The organism is Enterococcus faecium (assembly GCF_029023785.1).
Lineage (GTDB): Bacteria > Bacillota > Bacilli > Lactobacillales > Enterococcaceae > Enterococcus_B > Enterococcus_B faecium.
Genome location: NZ_CP118955.1, coordinates 1,091,397 through 1,110,437, shown reverse-complemented (window position 1 = coordinate 1,110,437; position 19,041 = coordinate 1,091,397). Strand labels below are relative to the sequence as shown.

Annotated in this window: 19 protein-coding genes and 1 pseudogene; 1 reads left to right on the top strand and 19 read right to left on the bottom strand. The window is 38.6% G+C overall.

Features of this window, described 5'->3' with window-relative positions; genetic code table 11:
- Positions 1-664 precede the first annotated feature (664 nt).
- The 19 genes from murC to PYW34_RS05155 all read right to left on the bottom strand — a co-directional run bounded on the left by murC (position 665) and on the right by PYW34_RS05155 (position 18,469).
- Entirely contained in the window at positions 665-1,999 is a 1,335-nt protein-coding gene (gene murC, locus PYW34_RS05245; protein WP_002296400.1) for a UDP-N-acetylmuramate--L-alanine ligase, read from the bottom strand.
- A gap of 130 nt (positions 2,000-2,129) precedes the next feature.
- Positions 2,130-2,891: a YdcF family protein gene (locus PYW34_RS05240; protein ID WP_002296401.1), complete on the bottom strand. Its 762-nt coding sequence runs from the start codon at positions 2,889-2,891 to the stop codon at positions 2,130-2,132.
- Between the two features lie 15 nt (positions 2,892-2,906).
- On the bottom strand, positions 2,907-3,389 hold the full coding sequence (locus PYW34_RS05235) for a SprT family protein (RefSeq protein WP_002296402.1): 483 nt from the start codon (positions 3,387-3,389) through the stop codon (positions 2,907-2,909).
- Positions 3,390-3,408: 19 nt separating this feature from the next.
- Complete coding sequence (locus PYW34_RS05230; protein WP_002296403.1) at positions 3,409-5,589, bottom strand: Tex family protein; 2,181 nt, start codon at positions 5,587-5,589, stop codon at positions 3,409-3,411.
- 143 nt (positions 5,590-5,732) lie between these two features.
- Positions 5,733-6,464, bottom strand: a complete 732-nt coding sequence (locus PYW34_RS05225; protein ID WP_002296404.1) for a metallophosphoesterase — start codon at positions 6,462-6,464, stop codon at positions 5,733-5,735.
- 68 nt (positions 6,465-6,532) lie between these two features.
- A complete protein-coding gene (locus PYW34_RS05220; protein ID WP_002296405.1) occupies positions 6,533-7,474 on the bottom strand; it encodes a rhodanese-related sulfurtransferase in 942 nt (313 codons plus the stop codon).
- A 179-nt stretch (positions 7,475-7,653) separates the two neighbouring features.
- Positions 7,654-8,022 carry a lactoylglutathione lyase gene (locus tag PYW34_RS05215; protein WP_002296407.1) on the bottom strand — a complete coding sequence of 123 codons (369 nt, stop codon included), beginning with the start codon at positions 8,020-8,022 and terminating at the stop codon, positions 7,654-7,656.
- 487 nt (positions 8,023-8,509) lie between these two features.
- Positions 8,510-9,901, bottom strand: coding sequence for an L-cystine transporter (locus PYW34_RS05210; RefSeq protein WP_002295194.1), 1,392 nt, complete (start codon positions 9,899-9,901; stop codon positions 8,510-8,512).
- Between the two features lie 212 nt (positions 9,902-10,113).
- The gene (locus PYW34_RS05205) at positions 10,114-10,500 is read right to left on the bottom strand and encodes a DUF1149 family protein (protein WP_002291995.1); all 387 of its coding nucleotides are present in this window, start codon (positions 10,498-10,500) and stop codon (positions 10,114-10,116) included.
- 55 nt (positions 10,501-10,555) lie between these two features.
- Entirely contained in the window at positions 10,556-11,179 is a 624-nt protein-coding gene (locus PYW34_RS05200; RefSeq protein ID WP_002295196.1) for an HAD-IA family hydrolase, read from the bottom strand.
- A 63-nt stretch (positions 11,180-11,242) separates the two neighbouring features.
- The gene (locus PYW34_RS05195) at positions 11,243-11,911 is read right to left on the bottom strand and encodes a 2,3-bisphosphoglycerate-dependent phosphoglycerate mutase (RefSeq protein WP_002295197.1); all 669 of its coding nucleotides are present in this window, start codon (positions 11,909-11,911) and stop codon (positions 11,243-11,245) included.
- Between the two features lie 11 nt (positions 11,912-11,922).
- A complete protein-coding gene (locus PYW34_RS05190) occupies positions 11,923-12,363 on the bottom strand; it encodes a hypothetical protein (RefSeq protein WP_002322028.1) in 441 nt (146 codons plus the stop codon).
- Between the two features lie 58 nt (positions 12,364-12,421).
- A complete protein-coding gene (locus PYW34_RS05185; protein WP_002295199.1) occupies positions 12,422-13,093 on the bottom strand; it encodes a transcriptional regulator in 672 nt (223 codons plus the stop codon).
- 184 nt (positions 13,094-13,277) lie between these two features.
- Positions 13,278-13,676, bottom strand: a complete 399-nt coding sequence (locus tag PYW34_RS05180) for a P-II family nitrogen regulator (RefSeq protein WP_002295200.1) — start codon at positions 13,674-13,676, stop codon at positions 13,278-13,280.
- A complete protein-coding gene (locus tag PYW34_RS05175) occupies positions 13,673-14,446 on the bottom strand; it encodes a DUF1538 domain-containing protein (RefSeq protein WP_002295202.1) in 774 nt (257 codons plus the stop codon). Before PYW34_RS05175 ends, PYW34_RS05180 begins: the two co-directional genes overlap by 4 nt.
- Entirely contained in the window at positions 14,443-15,126 is a 684-nt protein-coding gene (locus tag PYW34_RS05170) for a DUF1538 domain-containing protein (protein WP_002296409.1), read from the bottom strand. The genes PYW34_RS05175 and PYW34_RS05170 overlap by 4 nt, the downstream gene beginning before the upstream one ends.
- Before the next feature lie 166 nt (positions 15,127-15,292).
- Positions 15,293-16,180: a carbohydrate ABC transporter permease gene (locus tag PYW34_RS05165; protein WP_002333049.1), complete on the bottom strand. Its 888-nt coding sequence runs from the start codon at positions 16,178-16,180 to the stop codon at positions 15,293-15,295.
- Entirely contained in the window at positions 16,177-17,046 is an 870-nt protein-coding gene (locus PYW34_RS05160; protein WP_002289132.1) for a carbohydrate ABC transporter permease, read from the bottom strand. The genes PYW34_RS05165 and PYW34_RS05160 overlap by 4 nt, the downstream gene beginning before the upstream one ends.
- A gap of 136 nt (positions 17,047-17,182) precedes the next feature.
- Positions 17,183-18,469, bottom strand: a complete 1,287-nt coding sequence (locus PYW34_RS05155) for an ABC transporter substrate-binding protein (protein WP_002289133.1) — start codon at positions 18,467-18,469, stop codon at positions 17,183-17,185.
- 272 nt (positions 18,470-18,741) lie between these two features.
- On the opposite strand from PYW34_RS05155, the pseudogene PYW34_RS13120 reads away from it, so the two are divergent.
- Positions 18,742-19,002, top strand: a pseudogene (locus PYW34_RS13120) (response regulator); the annotation flags it as partial.
- Positions 19,003-19,041: the final 39 nt, after the last annotated feature.

Genomic DNA, 19,041 nt, shown 5'->3' with positions numbered 1-19,041 from the left:
AACCCTCCAGTTTATTTTTAATCATACATTATTGTACCAAAAGTAGCGTAAAAGGCAAGTTCTGCTCCCTTGATTTAACAGATTCCTATAGTTTACAGAGGTCGTGAAAAAGCTGTCCTGCATCAAATAATAAGAACAGCCAAGAAAAAACAGCTTCTCATATTTTTCATTTGGCTGGACTTATTACCGCAGATGCAAGCTTTTGAACACCGTTTATCTGAGGTCGTGAAAAAGCTGCCCTGCATCAAGTAATAAGAACAGCCAAGAAAAACAGCTTCTCATGTTTTTGATTTGATTGGGCTTATTACCGCAGATGCAAGCTTTTGAACACCGTTTATCTGAGGTCGTGAAAAAGCTGTCCTGCATCAAGTAATAAGAATGGTCAAATAAAAATAGCTCCTCATATTTTTCATTTGATTGGGCTTATTACCGCAGATGCAAGCTTTTGAACACCGTTTATCTGAGGTCGTGAAAAAGCTGCCCTGCATCAAGTAATAAGAACAGCCAAGAAAAACAGCTTCTCATGTTTTTGATTTGGTTGGGCTTATTACCGCAGATGCAAGCTTTTGAACACCGTTTATCATAAGTTGCAAAAAAGGGGGATTGGCAAGATTTTTGCCACTCCCCCTCTTTCTATTTTTATAAGGACACTGCAGTAATTGTATTACAGTACATTTTTCGTCGTGCTGCTTAAAAGTTTTTCATACGCTTGTTCAAATTTTTGAACATCTCCAGCACCCATGAAGATTACTACTGCATCATGATAATCTAACAATGGAGATACATTATTTTCTTTGATGACTTCTCCACCTTTTTTGATTTTCGCTCCAAGGTCTTCAATCTTAACGTTTCCTTGTTCTTCCCGAGCCGAACCAAAAATATCGCATAAGTAAACTTTATCAGCTAAATCAAGTGCTTCTGCAAATTCATCCATCAATGCAATCGTACGCGTAAACGTATGGGGTTGGAAAACTGCAATTATTTCTTTATCTGGATATTTTTGGCGTGCGCCATCAATCGTTGCTTTGATCTCTGCAGGGTGATGCGCATAATCATCGACTACGGTCATGTCTGCTACGATCTTTTCACTGAATCGACGTTTTACTCCTGGGAAAGTCAGCATTTCTTCTGCAACTTCTTTCAGATCCAGTTTTTCGAAATAAGCTACTGCAATAACACCTAAAGCATTTAAGATATTGTGTTTACCGAATGCTGGTACAGTGAAGTGCCCAACAAATTCATCCCCATGATAGACATCAAAAGCAGAACCAGAAGTTGTGCGTTCGATGTTTCGTGCTTGGATATCATCGTTTTCTGTGACACCATAATAATAAATCGGCACATTTGCTTTTAATTTGCGTAAATAAGCATCGTCACCATACGCAAAAATAGCTTTTTTCACTTGTCCAGCCATTGTTTGGAAAGCTGTAAATACATCGTCGATACTTGTATAATAATCCGGATGATCAAAATCGATATTGGTCATGATTGCATAGTCTGGTGAATAGGCAAGGAAATGACGGCGATATTCACAGGCCTCAAATGAAAAGAATTCCGCTTGCGGATCACCATGTCCTGTTCCATCTCCAATTAGATAACTTGTTGGACGGACACCACTCAATACATGAGAGAGCAGTCCAGTCGTACTTGTTTTTCCGTGAGAGCCTGTTACAGCGATACTCGTATAATTTTGGATAAAATGACCAATAAAGTCGTGATAGCGAATCACTTCCAAACCTAATTCTTTTGCTCGCTGGATTTCTTCATGTGAATCAGGAAATGCATTTCCTGCAATGATCGTCATCCCTGGTTTTACATTATCTGCGTTAAATGGCAGAATCGTGATATTTGCTTTTTCTAAATCTCTTTGTGTAAAGAAATATTTTTCAATGTCTGATCCTTGGACATTTAGACCTTGTTCATGTAAAACAAGAGCCAAGGAGCTCATTCCTGAACCTTTGATACCAACAAAATGATACAATTTATTTTGATTTTCCATTTGAATCCTCTTCTCTTATCTAGCGTCCATTCTTTTAGCTATTACATTCAACACGCTCCTCATTATCTTATAAACGATTGAAAATTTCAACCAAATTTATTTGGAAAGGAGGATTCGCTTGCTAAAATGGTCAAGTACGGGAAAAATCCGTTTTTATTGACTCTTTAATTCTGGTGTAAGAAGACCAAACTTCCTCTGATATATCAATGTGAGGAATAAAATCTTTTCCTTTCGGACCATAGCCGTTCTCATCGTCATGGAGACGTTCCATTTCTCCTAATACTAGCGCATGGAAATATTCCTTAGGCCATTGATGATTCAGTTCTTTTGCTGTAAAGATGATCTCTTCAGAAAAGTGAAGGATTTCCGGCACAAATGGCACAGCATTCGCGAAAATAGTTTGTTCATTTTGCCATACTTTCTCAAAAGTTGCTCGAGTCCTGCGTTGCAGTGTCGGATCATTCATCAATAAGATTTTTTCTGGTACAGCTCCTAAGGAATGAAGAATCTCCAGTGAAAAAGTGGCGTTCTCTCCAGAATTTGTAGACTTCGATTCTATCAGAAAAGCCTTATCGGGCAAATCATAGACTTCTTTTAGATACTGACGACAGATTTCACTTTCACTCATGCCATCTTCAAAATGAAATCCTTGCTTTTCAAAATTCTCATAAAGGATTCTAGTCGCATGCCCCACCCCTCCGACCAAAAACAATTGATCTACTTGGCCATTTAAATACATTTGTGCTGCTTTATCAGCTAAGATAGGAAGACAGTTTCCAGCTAAAATAAGTGTAGGTGCCGTCAGTTCCTCAAAATTTCCCTCTTCAGGTGCGGCTAAAAAATTTAATAGCTGATTCCAGTCTTTTAGATTCCTCTGCTCACTTTTTTCCAAAGGCCTTCTATCCTTTCATCTGATTTTTTGTGCTTCATTAAAGTCTTCTCTTTTTGTCTCAATCCATTTGATTTCTCCATGACATCTTCCACAACGATATTTGCGTACATCGATTCTTCTCTTGCGGCAGATCGTGGCAGAACAATCTTGGCATCGATAATACTCCATCTTTATCTGTTTCTTCGTCAAGGCTGGTGCATAGCGCAACCCTCCTGTTTTTTTCAAAAGATACTTGAAATCCATATCTTTATGCTGATACCCTCTTCCAGCTAGATGAAGATGATAATGGCAAAGTTCATGTTTGATGATTCCTGCAATCGTCTCTTCGTCTGACTCTTCAAATAGCTTCGCATTAAAATCTAAATGATGATCGTTTAAATGATAGCGCCCGCCAGTTGTACGTAAGCGTGGATTGAACATTGCTTGGTGCTTGAAAGGAAGCTGGAAGCTTTTTAATGATATCTCTTCTACTAACTGCTGCAGTTCTTCTTGTGTCAATTTTTGTTACTCCTCATTGTTACTCTTCATAAGGGGAAAGCATCGTCAAACTGATTCTGCCTTTTTTCGTATCGACTTGTTCTATCCAAACTGTTACGATATCTCCTACTGACACGACATCTGTAGGATGCTTGACGAATTTTTTGCTGAGTTTCGATATATGGACAAGTCCGTCTTGCTTCACACCGATATCAACAAATGCGCCGAAGTCAATGACATTACGGACCGTTCCAGTCAATTCCATCCCTGGTTTCAAGTCTTCCATACTCAATACATCTGTACGTAATAAGGGCGCTGGCATCTCATCACGCATATCTCGTCCAGGTTGTGTCAGCCCAGCTAAAATATCGGCTAACGTTTCTTCTCCGACTGATAGGCTTTCAGCCAGTTTCTCTACGGATAATCGTGTCAATTTTTCTACTGCTTCTTCTGTACCAAGCTCTTTTTCTGAAAGTTGGACTGAAGTTAATATTTCTTTTGCAATAGAATAACTTTCGGGATGGATACCTGTGTTGTCCAAAATGTTTTTCCCACCAGGGACTCGCAAGAATCCGATTGCTTGTTCATATGCTTTTGGTCCTAAGCGTGGCACTTTTTTCAATTGAGTTCGTGCGGTGAATTCTCCGTTTTCTTCACGATAAATGACAATGTTTTGGGCAGTTGTTTTATTCAATCCTGATATATGCTGCAAGAGCTGCGGGCTTGCTGTATTCACATCCACACCTACTTGGTTAACCGCTGTTTCCACAACAAAATCCAATTGTTCAGCCAAACGTTTTTGAGAAACGTCATGTTGGTACTGGCCTACTCCGACAGCTTTAGGATCGATTTTGACTAATTCAGCTAAAGGATCTTGCAGGCGACGGGCAATAGAAACAGCACTTCTTTCTTCAACTTGTAGATGCGGAAATTCTTTTCGTGCAATTTCGCTAGCGGAGTAAACAGAAGCGCCTGCTTCGTTGACGATAGCGTAATAGGTTTTATGGTCGGCGGATTTCAACTGCTCAGCCACAAAAAGTTCAGATTCCCGACTGGCTGTACCATTTCCGATAGCTACCATATCTACTTGATATTTATTAATTAATTGGATAAAAGCTGGTCCAGCAGCTTCTCTTTTTGCTTGCGCTGCAGGTTTATGAGGATAAATAACTTCGATTGCTAAAACTTTCCCTGTCGCATCTACGACTGCTAGTTTACATCCAGTACGATAAGCCGGATCAAATCCCAGGACAACTTTACCTTTTAGTGGCGGTTGCAACAAAAGATTACGGAGGTTTTCGCCGAAAATAGCGATTGCTTGCTCATCTGCCTTTTCAGTCAATTCATTGCGCAGTTCTCGCTCGATTGCTGGCTGAATAAAGCGTTTATAACTATCCTGATAGGCTTCTCTGACGAATGAAGAAGAAGGAGAGGCAGGATTTTTGACTATTTGGCGATCCAAGTAAGCTAAAATTGCTGCTTCATCTACTTGAAAGAATACTTTCAGAATATCTTCTTTTTCTCCACGATTAGTAGCTAATATTCGATGAGAAACCATTTTATGGACGGGTTCTGCAAAGTCATAATACATTTCATATACGCCTTTTTCATCTGCTTGCTCATCCTTGACATTGCTGACATACATACCTTTGTTATACGTATAAGACCGAATCCAAGTCCGAAATTTTGCATTATCGCTGACTTGTTCAGCAATAATCTCATGAGCACCGTGCAACGCTTCTTCGGCAGAAGAGACTTCTTTTTCTTTGTCAATATATTTTTCTGCTTCAGATTGCACCTCTCCATCTGTAAGCTGCATCAGCCACTTCGCGAGTGGTTCAAGTCCTTTTTCTTTAGCAATCGTTGCTTTTGTCCGTCGTTTTTGTTTGTATGGACGATACAAATCTTCCACTTGTTGCATTTTCACGGCTTGGGTGATTTCTGCTTCTAACTCGGGAGTCAGTTTCCCTTGTTCATCGATTAGCCGAATCACTTCAGTTTTACGTTTTTCTAAGTTTTCAAGATAGGCATACCGCTCTTCGATTTCACGAATCTGGACTTCATCAAGACTTCCAGTCATTTCTTTTCGGTAACGCGCGATAAAAGGAACAGTGTTTCCTTCATTTAACAAATTAAGTACAGTAGTCAACTGCTTAGGACGATAGTCTGAAAGTTCTTTTTGTACAAGCTGAATGATCGTCTGGTTCAAATTTTCCGTCATTAAAATGCCTCTTTTCTGCTAAAAATTGCTTCTTTATTCTATCATACTTTTTATCCTGGGTTAAACTACTGAAAGAAACAATATTCTCTATAAAAATAAAAAGAGCCGCAACAAAGTCACAGCTCCTTCATTCTTTCCATTAGTCAGATTCCATGCCAAGGTCCTTCGTTGTTCTGATATTCAATATCTTGAAGAATACCTTCCTTGTCAAAAACAACCCCATGCAATGACCCTCCGAATACAGCCCCACCGTCCATTCCGATTTTATGATCCTGAATCCAGAGGTCTGTTGTCTGCATATCTCCATGGAGCATTGGTGTAATCGTATGTCCAAATACAATTGTCTTACCTGTATTGTTTTTCCCTTCATGAAATGGTTCCCTTATCCAAATAAAGTCTCTTAGACTTGTCTTACGCCAGTCTTTCTTTGTCAAATCCACACCGGCATGGACAAAAAGATAATTTTCCCATTCATAATACAAGGGGCGCTGGACTAAAAATTTAATCAGTTCTGAATATCTCGATTGGATCATCATCGAGATTTCAGTTGGGGAGTATTCCTCCGATGCCCCTGGGTGAATCAGGCTTTCAAACGTTTCTTTTCCACCATTTCTCATATAAGGCGCATACCAGTCCTCCGGTGATTGCAGAAATTGCAAAAAATATTCTTCATGGTTTCCCCGGAGGTAAATGGCTCCTGTTTCTTCGACTAATTGCTTTCCTAATAAAAAACATTCTTTTGTACGAGGACCTCGATCATTGAGATCCCCTAATAAAACAAGCTGATGGATCTTTGGATCATAATAGTGAATAAGTTTTTCAAAAAGCTCATGTTTGCCATGGACATCCCCAATAGCATAAATCAATGATTTCATGTGGATCACCATCCTCAACGCTAGTATAGCGCATATTGGAAATGGTCGACAATCAAAACTATTGTTTTCTATTTAATTAAAGCTGTAAACCGCAGTTCTGCTTCTTCTGGAGAGATTCCATGGTCTTGAACATAGCGATTGCGCGGATGTTTCGCACACTCTATGCTACATGCTCCTAAATGTTTTTCTTCATTTTCAATGGAAGCAAGAATCTGACGATTGCACTCAGGATTGCTACAATTGATATATCGTTCACATGGTGTTCCGTCAAACCAGTCGCGACCGACGATTTGTTTATCTACTTGGTTGATATCGACAGCGATCCGTTCATCAAACACATACATCTTGCCGTCCCATAATTCTCCTTGGACTTCAGGATCCTTACCATAAGTAGCAATACCGCCATGCAGCTGTCCGACATCTTTGAATCCTTCACGGACAAGCCAACCAGAAAACTTCTCGCAACGAATGCCACCAGTACAGTAGGTCACTACCCGTTTTTCCATAAATTCTTCTTTGTGCTCGCGGATCCAGTCTGGAAGCTCTCGAAAACTGCGTATATCTGGGCGTACAGCCCCTCGAAAATGTCCCAAGTCATATTCATAATCATTCCGTGCATCAATCACCACTGTCTGTTCATCTAAAATAGCTTCTTTAAATTCTTGCGGTGAAAGATAGGCACCTGTCACTTGGTTTGGATCAATGTCCTCTTCTAGCTTTAAACTTACAAGCTCTGGACGGTATCTTACAAACATCTTCTTAAAGGCATGTCCTTCGCTTGGATCGATCTTGAACATCGTATCAGCAAATCGAGGATCAGCTTTCATTGCTTTCATATAGGCAGTCGTGTTTTCAACGGTTCCAGACACAGTACCATTTATTCCTTCTTCAGCTACTAGAATACGACCTTTAAGATCCAAAGATTTGCAAAAGGCTAAATGATTTTTGGCAAATTCCTCTGGTTCTTCGATTTTTGTATAATTGTAATAAAGCAGTACTTGATAATCCATGTATTTCTTCCTTCCTTCTTTTCGTTCCTAAACAGTATAAAGAAGGCGTTCGCATTTGACGATTTATTTGCTTGTGTATAATTACGCATGGAAAGTTTTTTGTTTACATAATATTATTATTTGAATTAAAAAGACTTCGCTTTCCTGTTTCGCACAGAAAAACAAAGTCTTTATTTCTATTATTTACCTGTAACCGCAAAGTAGTTGCCATCGGGATCAGCAAAGTTAAAGACATATTCTTCTCCAAGCTGTACCATATCACCTAATGTGACTGATTGCGTCTGCATTTTTTTATATAGTCCAAAGATATCTTTACTGTAAAACATCAAAGATGGGGCACTAGTAGCTGTGCCAGGTGAATGGGACTCAACAAATGCTCGATCATATAACAGAAATGAGGTTTGACTGTCCTCAACTCCTACTTCAATTATAAGCGTCCCATCCATTTCTTGACGATCTTTTTCCGCAAAGCCAACTGCTCTCCAAAACGTTGCATTTTTTTCTACATCGTCCACATAAAGCATGATTTTTATTTCATTCGTAAACATCTGTTTCCTCCTAAACGATCTGTTCTAACATTCTCAACTTTGTCAGTTTACCATAGGAAAATGGGAAAATCTACGAAAGCTCTCAACAGAATCGTCCTACTTAAATACGCTTTTCTTTAATAATAAATAAGTTGGTTGTTTTTGTTATTTACGCTTTCACTTTTCGGAATAAATAATGTGTATTTATATGGAATAAATAAAAAAAGAGGTCGTGACTAAAAACAAGTCACAACCTCTGGTAAACGGTGTTCAAAAGCTTGCATCTGCGGTAATAAGCTCAACCAAACGTAAAATATGAGGAACTATTTTTGTTTGGCTGTTCTTATTACTTGATGCAGGGCAGCTTTTTCACAACCTCTTATTCACGGTGTTTCAGAAGTAGCTTCTCGGAAATAAGCCGAAATTTCACAAAAATTTGAGAAACTATTTTTAGGAAACTTCTTCTTATTTCTTAAAGCTGACCACTTCTATCACAACCTCTTTTTGACTATGCATTCACATCGATCACTTTAGAATCATCATTGATGACATCGCGATCTAAATCTTTGATGCGTGCACTTGTCACGATACCAGCTACCATGCTACCGCTGACGTTTACTGCTGTACGTGCCATATCGATTAATGGTTCAACAGAGATAACTAACCCAACGATTGCTACTGGCAAGTTCATTGCCCCTAAAACGATCAGTGAAGCAAATGTTGCGCCCCCACCGACTCCAGCTACACCAAAAGAACTGATTGTTACAATTGCCACAAGCATCAAAATAAATTCCAAACTAAAGACATTCACTCCAGCTGCTGGTGCGACGATCGTTGCCAACATAGCTGGATAAACGCCAGCACAGCCGTTTTGTCCAATAGACAAACCAAAACTTGCTGAGAAATTAGCTGTTGCATCATCTACTCCTAAAGCTTTTGTCTGAGTCTCGATATTCAATGGCAAAGCTCCAGCACTTGAACGTGAAGTAAACGCAAAGCTCAATACCGGAAAGGCTTTTTTGAAATAGTTGATTGGATTGACTTTTGCACCAATCAAAATCAGTGAGTGGACAATCAAAACAGCAAGCAATGCTACGTAAGAAGCAACGACAAATTTACCTAAATTGACGATAGCTGCAAAATCACTTGTTGCCAAAACGTTTGTCATCAAAGCAAATACTCCATAAGGTGTCAAACGCAAAACAAGCGTCACGATCCGCATAATGATTTTATACAGACTGTCGACTAAATCTGAAAAGAATGCTGCTTCTTTTGGCGCTTTTCTTTTCACGCCTAGATAAGCGATTCCGACAAATGCCGCGAAAATAACGACTCCAATCGTACTTGTTGCACGACTACCTGCTAAATCAGCAAAAACGTTTTTAGGGATAAAGGATAAAATCTGCTGTGGAATCGATAAGTTTTCAACTGTTTCCTGACGTGTTGCCAGTTCAGAGATTCGTGCTGTTTCTGCAGCTCCTTGTGTGAATTTAGCTCCTTGGAGTCCGAACAGCATTGTTGAACCAATTCCGATCAATGCTGCAATAGCTGTTGTTCCAAGTAAAGAAGTCAATACAGTCGCACTAATTTTCCCTAGCTTTTCAGAAACTTTCATTTTTGTGAATGCACCAATGATCGAAATAAACACTAAAGGCATAACTAGCATTTGCAAGAATGATACATATCCTTGACCTACAATCCCGATCCATTCCATTGATTGAGTAACGACTTTGTCGTCTACACCAAAGATCAATTGAAGCAGACCGCCAAAGACGATACCAACTCCTAATGCTGTAAAGACGCGTGTTGAAAATTTTGTATGGCGCTTTTGCATACGATAGAACACATATAATAATGCCGCAAAAACTAGAACCACTAAAACTGTGATGAGTGTTGTCATTTTTCTCCTCCTCATATTATTAATGACAAGTCCATCGAAGGAAGTAAAGGTTCCCGAGAATGATTCTTCAACCATCCTCCTGAAAAAATTTTTTTCAGTGACTTTTATATTTTAGACGATTTTTATCGAAATGACATTCTTTTTGCTTACAATTAGTAATAAAAAAACATACCTGTGATAGCTTTAATCTATCGCAGGTATGTTTTTACTGTCTATTCTTGTTTTTCTGATTGAAAATTCAATTTTACCCCAGGCTGATCTAAGGCGATCTCTGTCACCTCATAAGACATTCGGCGTACGATATCGAATAACGGTGCTACTAGCTCGTCCACTTCTTCTTGTGTGACATCATTTTGACCTTCAATTTTCCGATTGAGGATATGATTGATCTGACTCACACTTCCAGATAAAACATATGTATCAAACACTAAACGGAACTCTAAGCGTGCTCCTACGATGCTATGTTCTTTCGGATAGTTTTCGATCGTTTCTTTTAAAGGCGAGAAGCCTACTTTCAAATCTGTTTCTACTTCTTGGTTCGGCAATCTCATATCATAATGAAATGCTTCTACAACTTCTTTTTGTCTTCTGATTTCCATATAATTTTATCACTCCTTTATGAAAATTATAACATATCTCCTTTGAAAGGGGATACTACTTTTTAATGATGCTCTGCAAGGTAAGGATTTCATTCAGATTTCCTACCACATAATCTGCCGGGATCTCACCCAGAAAATGATCGATGTCGTAAAGACAAGTAGCGACTCCTGCATTTTTCCCTGCTTCGATATCTAAACGACGATCGCCGATCATCATCGTGTCTGTTCTTTCTAAATGAAAAGTATCGATCAAATAATTTAAAGATGCTGGATCAGGTTTACGAGGAAAGTCCTGATCGATCCCTACTACTTCCTCAATCAGATGTGCCAATCGATGTTCTTTTAACAGGCCCCATGTTGATTCTGTCAAACGGTGGGTCAGGATGAAATGACGACCGCCGTTGTCTTTTAGCATTTCCAGTACTTGTTTCGTTTCTGGAAATGGACGGGAAACTTCCGTACTTTCTTTTTCATATCGGTGAAATAATTCATTAAACTCTCTGGCATTCAAGTTTGATTCATTGATCAAATAACTAGTAGAATACTTTTTCATTTTGAAGTAGATTTCTTTTTTGTCCATACTGATACCAAAATCTTTTAGTGCTTGCCATGCACCATCTACCATTGCGGGATACGTATCAAACAATGTACCATCAAAGTCCCATATATAATTTTTCATGTTCCTTTTGTTCCATTCCTTTGCTTCTTTTTTCTATCTCTCACTTTTAGATAAAGGTGTTCTTTAAAGTATTTTTTTGTCCAGAATTGTCAAATCATCTGCTAATGTATACTGGATTGGTTGTGCATTTGGGATATCGATCGTATCCATTTGATCTTCAGGAACATCTTCTAAATATTTTGTCAGTGCTCGGATGCTATTACCATGACCCACAACTAGTAAATCTTGCCGATCTTTTAGTTTTGGTGCTAGATGATCTTGCCATAAGGGAATGATCCGATTCACTGTCATTTCCAGACTTTCTCCGTATGGGATCAAATGCGGATCCAAGTGATCATATCTGCGGTCAAATCTATTTTCTGCGGTTAACGGCGGAACTTCCGTATATCCTCTGCGCCATGTTTTTACTTGATCTTTTCCGTATATTTCTTTCATCTTATCTTTGTTTTTACCCACAAGATCCCCATAATGCCGTTCATTTAGACGCCATGTTTTTATTATAGGAAGCCATAACTGACCCATTTCTTCTAGTGCGACTTGTCCGGTAAGAATCGCACGTTTCAAAACAGAGGTATAAACGGCATCGAATTGAAGTCCGGCTTCAAGCATTTTTTGACCGGCAACTGCTGCTTGTTCTTTTCCTTTTTCTGTTAAGGCGACATCTAGCCATCCTGTCCAGTAATTTTCAAAATTTGCTTCGCTTTCGCCATGACGTAATAATACTAATTTCATTCTTTTCTCCCTTAAACATTCGTTTCGAATTTTATACCACATGTTTTGCATGTCACACGTATTCGTCCTTTTCCTTTAGGTGCACGCTGCTTTTGATGACAATTCGGGCACTCAAAAAAAGTATAACTTTTTCGATCCATTTTGACTTGCTTTTTGTTTTTTATCTGATGATATTTTTCTTTGACTCTATCAAGATATTTCAAATAACGTTGATTCTCATTTAGTCTGGGGTAGATTTTTTTTGATAGGAAACGAAATATCATCCATCCGAAAAAGACGATGAACAACAATTGTCCGATTCTATAGGGCAACCAACGACTTAGCAAACTAAAGACAAGCGCAGCGATCAATAGACCGCGATTCAACTGATCAAATTTCGCATATCTTCCCTGCATAAGTTTGTGATAGTTCTGCTGAAATCGTATTAGCCTTTCTAACCATGTTTGCATCATATTATCTCCTCCATCATCTAATATTTATTATGACAAAAAAATCCAAAAAGAAAAAGCCTTAATTGGCCTTTTCCATTGCAACTTGGTGAAGGACATTCCGATTTCTGGTAAAGTCAATCACAATCACTTTCTTTTTATCTTCTCTGTTGACTACTCGAAATGTGTCCGTCAATGGAAGAAACAGCTTCTTAGATGGTAGCTGTTGCATACGTATAAAACGATGGATCATCGTAATCAATTGAGGAAATTGAATAGACGTGTGAAGCAGACCTGGATATTTTTTCAACAGCTGTGTCGTTTTGATCAGATTCCGTTTTTTACTGATCACTTTTAAAAAGCTTTTTAGAATCTTTTGCTGCCGTCTAAAAATAGAAAAAGAATTTTCGTCATCTATTTGATAACGCATTTGTTTTTGCAGTTCTGCTGCAGTCAGATGGATCTTCCCATCGTTTGTATCGATCATTAAACCTTCTGGAAACAGTTCAACCACTGCTCGATCCCAAGATTCAAGAGAAAGCTCGATATAATCTTTTACTGGTAATTCCAATTCTACCTTAAAAAAGTGCAAAACAGCCGACAGCCCTTCTGCTTGATAGATTTCTCCTAATGTTAGCCCCTCTAGATGGAACTCTGGTGAAAAATGCAGCAATGTTTTATTTTCCTGCAATTGAACATATAGAAATGTAGATCGCTCAATCAGAGTATCTTTTAAAACAACTAAAAAATTCATTTTTCTCCCCCTTTTTTCATCATTTTTAAAATAGCATATTTTGAAAAGAAAGTCTGATGCTTAGAGTAGAATTTCATAAAAATTTACTATTTCATAAGTATTCACGAGAAAAATACAAACAAAAAAGCGGAAATAACGCTCATCCGCCTTCTTGTTTGTGTTTATTTCCTCTTCAAACGCTTGTCTATGATTCAGACTTTTCTCTATCGTTATTTTCATCTAAAAGTTCTTGCATTCCGATAATTTCTCGATATTGATGAATCTTAGTGATACCAATGACTTTGTCTACATCAATACTAAAACAAATACCATTACCTGGAATATCGATGTTGATGCCTTGACCAATCGCATCCATTACTTTATTCGTCAAACTATCGGGTACTAATGTCAACACAATATCTTTTTCTGGCGAAATGTCCAAACCTAAAAATTTCCCTGAATCATGTACACCAGAACCTCTTCCATGTAAGATCGTTCCGCCTGCTGCACCTGCTTCTTTTGAAAAGTCGATAACATCTTCGCCCATTCCTCCGTCAACGATCGTCACAATCATGTGAAGATTCAATGCTACAAGATCTTTCATTTGCTTTCCCCCAATTTTTGCAATCTTTCTTTTTCGATTCTGTCTTTTTCATCTTTTCGTTTATAAATATATCCTAGTACTAAAGTGGATAATATTGGTGTCAATGCAATCATTGCAACCACACCAAACCCGTCAATGATCGGATCTCTTCCTTCAATTTGTGCAGCGATTGCCACGCTCATTGATAAAATAAATGTCGAACACATCGGGCCCGTTGCTACTCCACCGTTATCAAAAGCCATTGCTAAAAAGATCTTGTCCACTTTTCGTCCTAAAATAAATGCTAGCCCGTATCCTGGGATCAAGAAATAATAAAGAGAGAATCCGACGAGCAAACGCCACATAGACAATCCTACTGCTGCGCCGATCCCAATTGAAATTACCATCAGCATGATTTTCGATCGGATTCTCCCCTCGCTCAATTCTTCAACCTGTTTGACCATTACATGAATCGCCGGCTCAGCAAACCCTACTAAGAACCCCATTAAAAAGCCAAGGGGAACCAGTATATAATTGTAAGGCAATCCCGCAATAGCACTGCCTAAATGCTGTCCTACCGGTACATAAGCCATATTGACTCCGTGCAGGAAAAGGATCAACCCAATAGTCGTTATCAAGAAACCTTTCATAATGTCAAAGAAACGCTTTTTGCGCATACGAAAACTAATGATATTCATTAAAACAAATAGGATTACGATAGGTGCCACTGCCAAAATGACTTCCATGGTAACGATTTCGATTCCATCTATCACTTGCTGCCAGAAACTCATTGGAAGATCACCCCCAAAATCATCACGGCAAGAATCGGCCCTAACGAAGCAATACCGACCATTCCAAAACTGTCATTTTCATTTTTCTTTTGTTTGATCATACTAGTCATCCCTCCGGCAAGGGCCAAGATAAATGGAACAGTTACTGGACCAGTAGTCACTCCCCCCGAATCAAAAGCAATCGGCATAAATTCGGAACTGGTGAAAAATGAGGCGATCAAAACGCCTATGTAGCCTATAGCCATCAATTGATAATAGGATAGCTTGAATACGACCCGAAGCAGCGCAAAGGCTAGAAATACTCCAGTGCCGACGCTGACGATCCCAATCAGCAACACTCTGCCAATCTCTCCGTCAGATATATCATATACTTGTTGTCCCAAAACTTGCACGGAAGGTTCAGCAATCGTGATCACGATCCCGATAGCAAATCCCAAACTGACCAAAACAGTCAAACTTTTCTTTTTGATCATATATTTCCCTACTAGATCTCCGACTTCCATCATAGAATAATCTGCTCCAAACAAAAAGAGCGTCATTCCGATCATCATGATTGCCGCACCAACCAGAAATGAAGCGAGGTCTTCTCCTTCTAACGGTGCAAAAACAAACGTTAAAATGACAATCAGGACAGTCATCGGCAATATAGCAGCAATCACTTCTTTAAAATTTTTTAGCATGTATCCTCCTCCTTTACTCTTTAAGTTTACCTTAAAATGAAAGAGTTTTCGAGCACAAACTTAAAACGTTATCATTTAATTTTTCTCAACATAAAATAACACACGTCCCAAAAGTATCTTTTTACTTGGAAAAATGACTTTGAAGGAACGCGCTTATTGTGTTTTTTTATTTTACAGAGCCGATCATTCCTTGAACGAATTGCTTTTGCAAAACAAAAAATACGATGGCAGTTGGTAAAGTAGCGATGACTAATCCAGCCATGATCATTCCATAGTCTGGTGTATAGGAAGCACCCATAGCAGATAAAACAAGCGGAACCGTCCGTTTATCAGGAGATTGCAAAGCTACTAAGGGCCATAAATAATTGTTCCAGCTACTCATGAATGTGATGATTGCAGCCGCGGCATAGGTATTTTTAGCCGTCGGCATATACACTCTAAAAAAAATACTTAGTTCTTTTAGACCGTCTAATCGAGCGGCTTCTACTAGATCTTTTGGAAAAGATTTAACATTTTGTCGAAAGAAGAAGATCAAAAAAGCAGTGCTAACAGATGGCAGGATGACAACCAAGAAACTGTTGATTCCCAAAACCGTTCCGTTCAATTGTGAAAACATTCGATATAAAGGGATCATCAATGCCGCAAAAGGAACCATCATCGATAGCAGTAGAATATTGAAAATTAGGTCTTTTCGTTTACTTTGATAAATCTCAAATCCATATCCTGACATTGACGAAATCAGCAATGCAAACACAGTGGTCACCAAAGCGATCATCGCTGAATTCCAAAGGGAACGAGTAAAATTCAGCTCATTGGAAAACAAATTTTGAAAATTGATGATCAAGTTACTGCCAATCTTTATTTTTCCCGATGTGATATCCACGGGTGTATTCGTCATTCCCAAAACCATCCAGACAAAAGGGAAAATGGAAATAAATGATAGGATGCTTAATGCTGTATACTTTAATACTGACCCAATTGTCGAACGAAGTTCTAATGCTTGTTTTTTGACGTTGGGGCGTTCGATTGTTTCTTTTTCTACCATATTTTTCATCGACTTTCTCCTCCTACTTTCGTTTGGATTATCGACAATATCACAATAAAGGAAACAATAACAAAGGAAACTGCTGCCGCATATCCAAAATTAGGCGTGAATTTATAACTCAAATTATAGATGTATTGAGATAGGGTGGTCGTTGCATTTGCTGGTCCCCCGCCAGTAATATTTTGTACTTCATCAAAAAGCTGCAATGTCCCGATCGTCGAAGTAATGGAAGTAAACAAAATGATTGGTTTTAAATTTGGGATCGTCACTTTGATAAACTGCTGCCATTTAGAAGCACCGTCAATAGATGCTGCTTCATAAATCTCCGAATCAATATTTTGCATGCCTGAAAGGAAAAAAATCATATTGTATCCAGTCCAACGCCAAGTGATCGAAAGAATGATCAGAACTCTCGCCCAAATTGGATGAGTCAACCAGCCAATCGGTGTGTCAATCATACCAATGCCCAACAACAAGTTGTTTACAAGGCCAGATTGAGAAAATAGACTTTTCATGATCAGAGAATAACTGACCATCGAAGTGATACATGGAAGAAAGATAGCGGTTCGAAACAACCCTTTATATTTCAACTTTTTATCATTTAAAAGGTTGGAAATAAAAAGTGCTAGAAACAACATGATCGGTACTTGTACAAGTAAATACAGGAATGTATTAAAAAAAGCTTTTTTAAAAGTTGCATCTGTCAACATCCGCTGATAATTACCTAACCCGTTAAATGTCATATTGACAGGGGGACCACTTTGAAAAGACGTGATCAAAGCCAAAACCATCGGAATAAAAACCATGATTGATATCAAAATGACTGGCAAGATTAAAAAAGCATGCCCGTTTTTGAATAAATCTTTCTGCTTCATTCTTTTCCCTCCAATTCTATCATTGATTATCTACATGAAAAGACAAGAAAGACAATATCTGTAAGGCAGACGTGATCTTTTTTGTCTTTTCGTTTGTCTGATGAAAAAGCGAAGAAATTCACTTTTTTACCACCGATCAATTAGCCAATTGTGCTTCTACTTGTTTTTGTGTATCTGCTAGTACCTTGTCTGTCTCTTCTCCATTGATGATTCGATGAAGAGCTTCAGCTACGACTGCTTCAATTGCATAGGTCTCATGTCCGTAATTCACTTCTGGTATTTCAGATGTCCATGTTGAAAAATCGTCAAAGATCTTTTGACCACTGTAAAATTCAGAAGCTTCTTGATAAGCTTCTTGTTCATTCGCGCTAAGCATCGTAGATACTAGTCCGATTTCTTTCGCAAGAGTGCCCATCAGTTCTTCATTCGAAGCAAACGTTGCTTCTAGGAAATCTTTCGCTGAATCTTCTCCAGCTACTCCTTTGATCACATACCAGCCAGCGCCGCCAAGGTTAGAAGCTTGCGCTTTTTGCAGATTTTCTGGAAGTGCAGGTATTGGTGCAATCTTCCATTTTCCAGATTGGTTTTCTGCTCCTTGGATCGTTGAAGAATACCAAGCGCCAGTTGGGCTAGAAGCTACTGCTCCTGATTGTATCGCAGTTACTCCAGCATTCCAGTCAGAGGTTTGTTCGACTAGATCTTCTTTCAAAAGAGTGGCAAACAATTCAAGACCATACTTTAAAGATGCATTGTCTTGGATCGTGACTGTCTCCCCATCTTCAGATGTATACCATTCTCCTGCCTGTTGCATAATCATCCTTACTCGACCAAGGTCAGAAGGATTGACTTCAGCGATTTTCTTTCCCGTCTTTTCTTTGACATCTCGCGCTACTTGAATATACTCGTCCCACTTCAGATTCTCCATATCCTCTTCTGTATAACCTGCTTCTGCCATCAGATCCGTACGATAGAAGTTTGCTGTTACGCCCGAATCGAAAGGAACACCGTATATTTTATCTCCTACTTTGTTTACCGCAAATTTATACGGTGCAAAATGATCTTCCTTTACAATAGCAGACAAATTAGCGAATGCATCTGGATAAGAAGTCAAATAGCCTTGTATCCTATAATCTTCAATCAAGACGATATTGGGCAATCCTTCTGTATTCCCGCTCGCTAAAGCGGTGTTCAGTTTCTGAACGATATCATCCTGAGACATCGTAACAACTTCTATCTCTGTTTCTTCGTTCTCATAAACTTTTTTTGCTTCATTCACTGCTTTGATATTGAATGTCTCATCCCACGCCCAGACAGTGACTTTTTCTTCTTTGTCTGCTGTACTACTAGCACTTCCGCATCCTGTTAAGAAACCTGATGCTGCCGCTAAACAAACGACTCCAGCAATTAACTTTCTGATGTTCATTTTTATCCGCTCCTTTTCCATCCATTAGTTGTTTACGTTTGCTACATTCATCATACCAAAATTTGAAAACGGTTTCTTTATTATTCAGATACTTCAAAAATTTCTCCTAAAATAATAAAAAAATACAAATCAACTATGACAAAAGGAATAATCTTAGCATCTAGACCAAAGATCGAAATGGTGAGGTTTCTTTAAAATAAAAATATCCTTGCATTTTCTCCTAGAAATAAGTATTTTTAAATTACAAGACTATTCTTAAGGCGGGTAAAAAAATGCCAATACGCGTAATTCTTATCGATGATGAACAGACGATTTTAGATGGAATGAAACAGTTGATCAATTGGTCTGAGCACGGGTTTCAATTAATAGGGACTTTTTCCAGTCCGTTGAAAGCGCTTGATTTTTCTTTGGTACATGCAATCGATATCGTGGTCACAGATGTAATGATGCCTGAATTAAATGGAATCGAATTATCGCGGCTATTAAAACAGCAACAACCTGAAACACAGATCCTTATCCTCTCTAGCTATGATGAATTTGATATGGTTAAAGATTCTTTTAAAGAAGGCGTC